We start from the raw sequence: 6,310 nt of genomic DNA on the forward strand, positions 1-6,310 counted from the left end.
TTCGCGGGGTGCGGCTCGGCGTGCCGAATCGGCCCGGTCAGGGTTCGCGGGAGTTCGGGTAGTCCGTTCCGGGCAGCCAGCTGTTGCCGGGCCGGGTCCATTGCCGGTCCTTGATCATGCGGCGAGCGGCTCGCCGGTTTCTGCCGATGAGGCGTTCGAGGTAGAGGCGGCCGCTGAGGTGGTCGGTCTCGTGTTGCAGGCAGCGGGCGAGATAACCGGTGGCCGTGACGGTGACGGGCTGCCCGGTCAGGTCGACGCCGGTGACTTCGGCCCGGTGCGCCCGGCCGGTGGGATACCACTCGCCCGGCACCGACAGGCACCCTTCCAGGTCGTCGGGATCGGGCATCGTCTCGGGAATCGGGGAGGTCTCCAGGACCGGATTGATCACGTGGCCGCGGTGCCGCACGCCCGCGTCGATGAGGTCGTAGACGAACACCGCTCGCGGGTCCCCGACCTGGTTCGCGGCCAGACCCGCGCCGTTGGCGGCGGTGTTGGTGTCGAACAAGTCGTCGACGAAGGCGGCGAGCTCGTCGTCGAACACGGTGACCGCGACCGCGGGCGTGGTCAGCCGCGGGTCACCGGCGATGAGGATCGGTCGAACAGGCATGAATGCGAGAGTACTCAAATACGAGTACTCGTGGCAGACTGAGTGGGTGAACGAGACCCGGTTGTTCGTCCTCGCCGCGCTCGCCAAACGCGGCCCCATGCACGGCCATCAGTTGCGCCGCGATGCTCGCCTGGACCGGGCCGACTTGTGGTCGCGGGTCAAGCCCGGCTCCCTCTACGGGGCTCTGCACCGGATGGCCGACGAAGGACTGATCCGGCCGTTGCGCACCGAACAGGCCGGCGCGCTTCCCGCGCGCACCGTATACGAGATCACCCAGGAAGGGCGCCGGGAACTACGGGCCCTGCGCGACGAAGCCCTGACCGAAGTCGACATCCGGCCCGACCCGGTCGATCTCGCGCTCGCGGTCAGTGGCGATCTCGATCGCGAACTGCTGCGCGGATACCTCGAAGACCGCGTCGCCGCACTGCGCGCGCGACGTTCCCGCGTCGAGCATCAGCTCGACCGACGCTGGCCTGACCAGAGCACGGCCGACGACCTGATCGTCGAGCATGCCACCATGCGGATCCAGGCTGAGATCGATTGGCACGAAAAAGTGCTCGCCGACATCGACAAACTCGACACACCGCCCTCGTGACCCGGCTTGATCGTGGCAGTGGAGTGCCGCGGGCGGCCGAAGCCGGCCGGAACGTCGATCGGATGCACTGCGCCAGAACGGAGCCGGGCGCATCTTTGCGATCGTGTGAAGAAGCTTTCGAGCTGATTCGCGCGTCATGCGGCGGGTAGCACGAAGACGTGGCGCACAGAGCCACAGTCGGTTTCATCCGCTACCGAAAGGAGCATGTGATGGCAGACAAGAACAACCCCGGTCAGTTCGGTAACCGTTCGGACACCGAGGAGCAGGCGCGCCGTGGCGGCCAGGCCAGTACCGGAAGCTTCGGCGAGCGCCATTCCGCCGATCCGAGCGCGGCCGGCCGTAAGGGCGCCGAAGCGCAACCCACGGAGGCCAAGGTGCGTGGCGGCCAGCACAGCCACAGCGGTCGCTGACACCGATCGAACACGGGCCGGGCGGGATTCACCGCCCGGCCCGTCGGCGTGCTGGGGCGCGCGGTGTCCGGCAACCGGGGTCCGCCGGTCCTCGCTTCACGACGTGCGGTTGCGGGCAGCCGGTTGCGGTGGAGGTGACTCGATCGCCAATTGCGCGGAGCCTCCTGCGGACTCGGCCGCCGCGTGAGGAAAGATGATGACCATGATCTCATCTCGAGTGTTTCGTTCATCGTGGCGTACCGTGCCCGCGGTGCTCGCCGTCGTCGCCTTCGCGGCCGGAGGGGTCGCGACCGCCCAGGCCGCCCCCGGCATTCCGTCGGTGCCGGGCGTCGTGCAGCGCTTGCAGCTCAACCCCGGTCAGAACAGCGCCGAGGTCAGCGGCAACGTCGGCCAGGGCAAGTCGGACAGCTATTCCATCGCCACCGCGCCGGGCCAGCGCCTGAGCTTCGACGTCACCTCCGCGAACGGCAATGCTCGCGTCTCGGTGGCACCGCTGATCGGCCCGCAGATCGCCGCCGAGGTCCCGCATGCCGATCTCGTCGCCGACGGCAACGACTACCAGATCGTCGTCTCTTCCGTCGACGGCTCGGCGGCCGGCTACGTCCTGACCGTCACTATCGCCTGACCTTCGTCTCAGCGACGATCGGGAGCATCCCGTCGCCGCCGGTCTGATGCGTTCGCGCCAGAACCCTTCAGGCCGGCGGTGTTCGGACGGCTATCTCGCCGGTCAGTTCGTGATCGCCGGACAGGCGCAGCCGGTCTCCGCTCCAGAATCGGCCGGGGTCGTACCAGTCGGGGCTACGGTGCTGCGGTAGCAGGCCCATCGCCTGGTATGTCGCAGCGACGATTTCGGCGCAGTACGCGTTCTCCAGTTCGCGGGCCGCGGGCCGACTCGACTTGCGGCGCGGAAGGCGCGCGCGGCCGCGTAGCCAGCGTGCCGCCAGACCGGCGGTGGAGGGGAACGGGGTGCCGTCGTGCCGGGCGATGGTGCGCAGCACGCTGTCCTCCATCTCCCGGGTTGCGGGCGGGTCCAACTGGCGCAACCAGGCCTGCTGACCGTAGCGGTGGGCCCACACCAGCACGGCGTCGCGCAGATTGTGCAGCTGGACGCCGCGGTGCGCGTTTCCCGACCACATGTCCGGCAGCGATCGTCCGAGTTCCGCGTGCCAGATCAACGCGGGCAGATCGTCGATCACGACCGACATCCCGACATGGTTCACCGGACTGTTCGTGGTCATCCGGATCACCCGGTCCACAGTCGAATGGCCTCGGAAAAGCCAGATGTCACCCGTCCTGGTGACCTCGACCGCTCGGTCGAGACTGATGCCCGCACGCGTCATGGTCGTAGCCTATGCGTATGAGGTGGTGGAAGGCGTTGGGATTGGCGGGTGCGGCAGGTGTGGTCGCCACCGGTGTCGTGGTGGTGCGCGCCGAGCGCCGCCGCCGTGCCTATACCGCGGACCAGGTCCGCGAACAACTGCACGTGCGATTCGCCCAGGCGACCTCGGTGCCGGAAACCGCCGAAACCGCAGCGGAAACGCGGGCACTCTTCGGTGTCGGCGGATACCTCCGTCGGCTGTTCCGTCGCCGCTCCGCACGGCCGAAGTGAGCGCGGTCCCAGCCGGTTCACTTGCCTTGCCGGGCCGATTCGTTCGAGCGCCCCGCGGCGGCGCGGTACCGCAGGCGGAGGGATGCGGGTGGATGGCTGTACACCCATTGGGTCAGGGCGGTGACGGTCGAGCCGAGTGAGGTGGCGCCCGCGAGCAGGGGCCAGGAGGTCAAGCCGGCGGTGTCGTAGGAGACTTGCCGTACGCCCGGCACGATGAGACTGCCGTTGCCGAAGGCCCAGCTCGTCACCATGCCGACTTGTCCACCCAGGTCGGTGGTACGGGCGAGCGGGGCGCGCAGCTCGGGAGCTTTGCTGTTGATGTACAGCACGGCGAGGACGACCAGCACCGCGGTGGTCACCGTGGAGATAGTCGCTGCCCGCGCCAGCACCTCGGTGCGATACCGCAGATTCGCCGCCACCACGCAGACGGTGACGACGATCGTGGCGGCGGCGAGCAGCGCCAGGGCGCCGTTGATCCGCGCGGCGGGCGCCTGCGACGATGACCAAACGTTCAGATACGAAGTGGTCGCGTTGACCCGGCCGAAGGCGTTTGCGCTGGCCTTCCCATCGGCCCCGGCGACGCTCAACCACGGTTGGAACAGCAGGACGAACGTGACGATACTGCCGGCCACGGCGCCCAGATAACCCCAATAGCCGCGCAGCATCGATGCGAACGCCCGGAAACCGGCCGGCTGCCCCGGCCTTGCGCTCGGTACCCGTTCGATTCGAGTGTCGTTGGCCGACCAGGGCGTTGGCTGCACGTCGCTCCGAAATCAGAAGGAGGTTCGCATCGAACCCGGGCCGGACAGAAGGGCTATCCGGACCCTAAGCACCGCACGATCTTCGGTGAACAATTGCGCTCAGCGCGATCTTGATTCCCGGACGGCCATGTCCGGACCCGCCGCCATGGGCGAGCGGCTCTCGCGCCACAGCACCGTTTCGTCGCACGGACGTAAGGGGCGCGACAGCGCGTGTAGGGGTGTTCGTGGGGTGGCTCGGGCACGCTGGTGGTCCGAAAGACCGGAGAGGTGATCGGCGAGATGACCGAACGGCGCACCGGCAACGCCGTCCGCGCGCAACGCCGCGACGACGGGCGGCGGATCGGATCCTGGTTGACCGCCGCGGCGGTCGTGCTCAATGTTTTCCAGCTCTTCGCGCTACCGCTGTTGCTGTTGCCCCGCGACGCGGCGTGGGGTTGGGTATTGCTGCCGCTGGCCCTGCTGACGACGACGTTCTGGTCGGTGATCCACGAGGCGGTGCACGGCAACCTGCACCATCGGCGCGCCCGAAACGACTGGTACGGACGCGTGCTCGCGGTGCTGTACGGTTCGCCGTTCGCGTTGCTCAAGGCCGGTCACCTGCTGCACCACCGCTACAGCCGGACCCGTGAGCGCGCCGAGGTCTACGATCCCGCGACGTCCAGCTGGGCGAAAGCCGCGCCCGGGTACTACCTGCGGCTCTTCGGCGGGCTGTATCTGCTCGAGGTCGCCGCGGTGGTGCTGGCTGTGCTGCCCGTCGCGGCGGTGCGCAGGATGGCCCGTGCGGTGGACGGGCCGGACACGGTGGCGGGGCCGCTGCTCGAACGCGTCGCGCAGGGAGAGGTGCTCCGGCAGTTCCGCGTCGACGCCTTCGCGATCGTCGTGCTGCATTGCGCGGCGTTTCTCGCCTACGGCAGTCACTGGTGGATATTGGCGGCGGCGCTGGCCGGGCGCGCCGTGGTCGTCTCCCTGTCGGACAACGCCTACCACTACGGCACCGAGCTCGACGAGCCGCTCGAGGCGCTGAACCTGCGACTGCCCGCGCCGCTGGAGGTCCTGGCTCTGAGTTTCAACCTGCACGGCACGCACCATCGCCGTCCTGGCCTGCGCTGGTACGAACTCCGGCCGGCCTTCGACGCCGAGGACGGCCGGTACGACTCTGGCTGGTTTCGCGCGGTGGTCCGCCAGATTCGCGGTCCGATCGGGCTCACCGATCGCTGAACGGCCGGTTCACTCCTCGGTTTCCATGTGCGAATCCATCCGCGACAGGATCTCCTCGATCCGGTCGCGCACCCACAGGGTCAGCCGGTCGCTGCCCATGGCGGTGGCGATCGGGGCCGGATGATCCAGGGGAATCACGTAGCGGCCGTCGTCGGGGAGGTCCCGCCACAGCAGGCCCGCTTCGATACGTCCGCGCGGCCCGTACTTCGACCGGCCTTGCAGCACCTTGACTATTCCGGTGCTGACGGCCGGGGTGTCGAAGAACGCGGCGCTGCGGGCGGTGTCGTCGCCGGGATCGTCGTCGTTGTCCGAGATAGTGGCGGCGGGGCGCTCGCGGACGGGCTCCGGTTCGGCGGCCGGGAGCGAGAGGCGGATGTCATCGAGCCGCCCTGCGCCACAGCGCGGGAGCAGGCCCATCACGGTGTCGGCCAAGGCGTGCGGGTCACACTCGGCGACATCGAATCCCCCGCTGTGCGCGAGTGTTTCGCCCGGTCGCTGGGTGATCACGTAACCGCGCGCCCGGTGCCGGATCGCGTGCACCCGGGTGCGCGCTTCGGGATTGGCGAAATCCTGGTCGTTCCAGGCGTGTGCGACGACGAAGACGTCGGGCTTGGCGATCGCGCCCGCCATGGCGTCCAGATCGTGGTCCATCCGTTGCCGCAACTGCCGGCGGACCTGTGCCTTCTCCAGCTCGTAGTCCGCCGCGAGCCGGGTGCGGCTGGTGAAGACGAACGGGGCGGGCAATTCGCCCTGCCGCACCTCCTCACAGAGCAGGTTGAACTCCAGATCGGTGAATTCCCACATTCCGCTCACGAGTCGATCACCGGCTTCACCCGGTCGGGCACCGTGCCGATGGCGTCGTCGAGATGGACCTTCGACTGCAGGAACTTCGCGGGCTTGTGGGCGTTGTTGCCCGGTCCGGCGCCACCGGCGGCGGCGCCGGGCGCTCCCATCATGGGCGCGCCGGCGGGTATGCCGTCCGGACGCGCACCGGCCCCGGCGGCGGGATAGATCGGCGCTTCGGCGCCGGGCAGCGACGCACGCGGGAACAGTTGCGCGGCACGGGATTGCTGGGTGGGGTGTTCGGTCAACCCCGCCTCGACCCCGGCC

Annotated in this window: 9 protein-coding genes and 1 pseudogene; 5 read left to right on the forward strand and 5 right to left on the reverse strand. The window is 69.0% G+C overall.

Going from position 1 to position 6,310, the window contains the following annotated elements:
* Positions 1-37: 37 nt before the first annotated feature.
* Positions 38-607, reverse strand: a complete 570-nt coding sequence (locus HOV91_RS30245) for a peptide deformylase (protein WP_174188723.1) — start codon at positions 605-607, stop codon at positions 38-40.
* Between the two features lie 46 nt (positions 608-653).
* On the opposite strand from HOV91_RS30245, the gene HOV91_RS30250 reads away from it, so the two are divergent.
* From HOV91_RS30250 to HOV91_RS30260, 3 genes are all read left to right on the forward strand, one after another.
* Complete coding sequence (locus tag HOV91_RS30250; RefSeq protein WP_312884819.1) at positions 654-1,202, forward strand: PadR family transcriptional regulator; 549 nt, start codon at positions 654-656, stop codon at positions 1,200-1,202.
* Between the two features lie 209 nt (positions 1,203-1,411).
* A complete protein-coding gene (locus HOV91_RS30255) occupies positions 1,412-1,612 on the forward strand; it encodes a hypothetical protein (RefSeq protein ID WP_043736091.1) in 201 nt (66 codons plus the stop codon).
* 250 nt (positions 1,613-1,862) lie between these two features.
* A complete protein-coding gene (locus tag HOV91_RS30260) occupies positions 1,863-2,237 on the forward strand; it encodes a hypothetical protein (RefSeq protein WP_174188725.1) in 375 nt (124 codons plus the stop codon).
* A gap of 67 nt (positions 2,238-2,304) precedes the next feature.
* On the opposite strand, the gene HOV91_RS30265 is transcribed toward HOV91_RS30260, so the two are convergent.
* Positions 2,305-2,952, reverse strand: coding sequence for a hypothetical protein (locus HOV91_RS30265; protein ID WP_174188726.1), 648 nt, complete (start codon positions 2,950-2,952; stop codon positions 2,305-2,307).
* A 17-nt stretch (positions 2,953-2,969) separates the two neighbouring features.
* Here HOV91_RS30265 and HOV91_RS30270 point away from each other — a divergent pair, with 17 nt between their 5' ends.
* Positions 2,970-3,221 carry a hypothetical protein gene (locus HOV91_RS30270; protein WP_174188703.1) on the forward strand — a complete coding sequence of 84 codons (252 nt, stop codon included), beginning with the start codon at positions 2,970-2,972 and terminating at the stop codon, positions 3,219-3,221.
* A gap of 17 nt (positions 3,222-3,238) precedes the next feature.
* Here the strand turns inward: HOV91_RS30270 and HOV91_RS30275 are convergent, their stop codons facing one another.
* Positions 3,239-3,982 carry a hypothetical protein gene (locus HOV91_RS30275; protein WP_174188727.1) on the reverse strand — a complete coding sequence of 248 codons (744 nt, stop codon included), beginning with the start codon at positions 3,980-3,982 and terminating at the stop codon, positions 3,239-3,241.
* A 279-nt stretch (positions 3,983-4,261) separates the two neighbouring features.
* On the opposite strand from HOV91_RS30275, the gene HOV91_RS30280 reads away from it, so the two are divergent.
* Positions 4,262-5,200, forward strand: a complete 939-nt coding sequence (locus HOV91_RS30280) for a fatty acid desaturase family protein (protein WP_174188728.1) — start codon at positions 4,262-4,264, stop codon at positions 5,198-5,200.
* 9 nt (positions 5,201-5,209) lie between these two features.
* On the opposite strand, the gene HOV91_RS30285 is transcribed toward HOV91_RS30280, so the two are convergent.
* On the reverse strand, positions 5,210-6,004 hold the full coding sequence (locus HOV91_RS30285) for an ESX secretion-associated protein EspG (RefSeq protein ID WP_246351156.1): 795 nt from the start codon (positions 6,002-6,004) through the stop codon (positions 5,210-5,212).
* 5 nt (positions 6,005-6,009) lie between these two features.
* Positions 6,010-6,310, reverse strand: a pseudogene (locus tag HOV91_RS30290) (hypothetical protein); the annotation flags it as partial.

This window comes from Nocardia barduliensis, from assembly GCF_013315795.1.
Classification (GTDB): domain Bacteria; phylum Actinomycetota; class Actinomycetes; order Mycobacteriales; family Mycobacteriaceae; genus Nocardia; species Nocardia barduliensis.

Bases quoted from the DNA above. Each gene is read 5' to 3' on its own strand.
- HOV91_RS30245 (WP_174188723.1), bottom strand. From the start codon at position 607: ATGCCTGTTCGACCGATCCTCATCGCCGGTGACCCGCGGCTGACCACG.
- HOV91_RS30255 (WP_043736091.1), top strand. From the start codon at position 1,412: ATGGCAGACAAGAACAACCCCGGTCAGTTCGGTAACCGTTCGGACACC.
- HOV91_RS30265 (WP_174188726.1), bottom strand. From the start codon at position 2,952: ATGACGCGTGCGGGCATCAGTCTCGACCGAGCGGTCGAGGTCACCAGG.
- HOV91_RS30270 (WP_174188703.1), top strand. From the start codon at position 2,970: ATGAGGTGGTGGAAGGCGTTGGGATTGGCGGGTGCGGCAGGTGTGGTC.
- HOV91_RS30280 (WP_174188728.1), top strand. From the start codon at position 4,262: ATGACCGAACGGCGCACCGGCAACGCCGTCCGCGCGCAACGCCGCGAC.
- HOV91_RS30285 (WP_246351156.1), bottom strand. From the start codon at position 6,004: ATGTGGGAATTCACCGATCTGGAGTTCAACCTGCTCTGTGAGGAGGTG.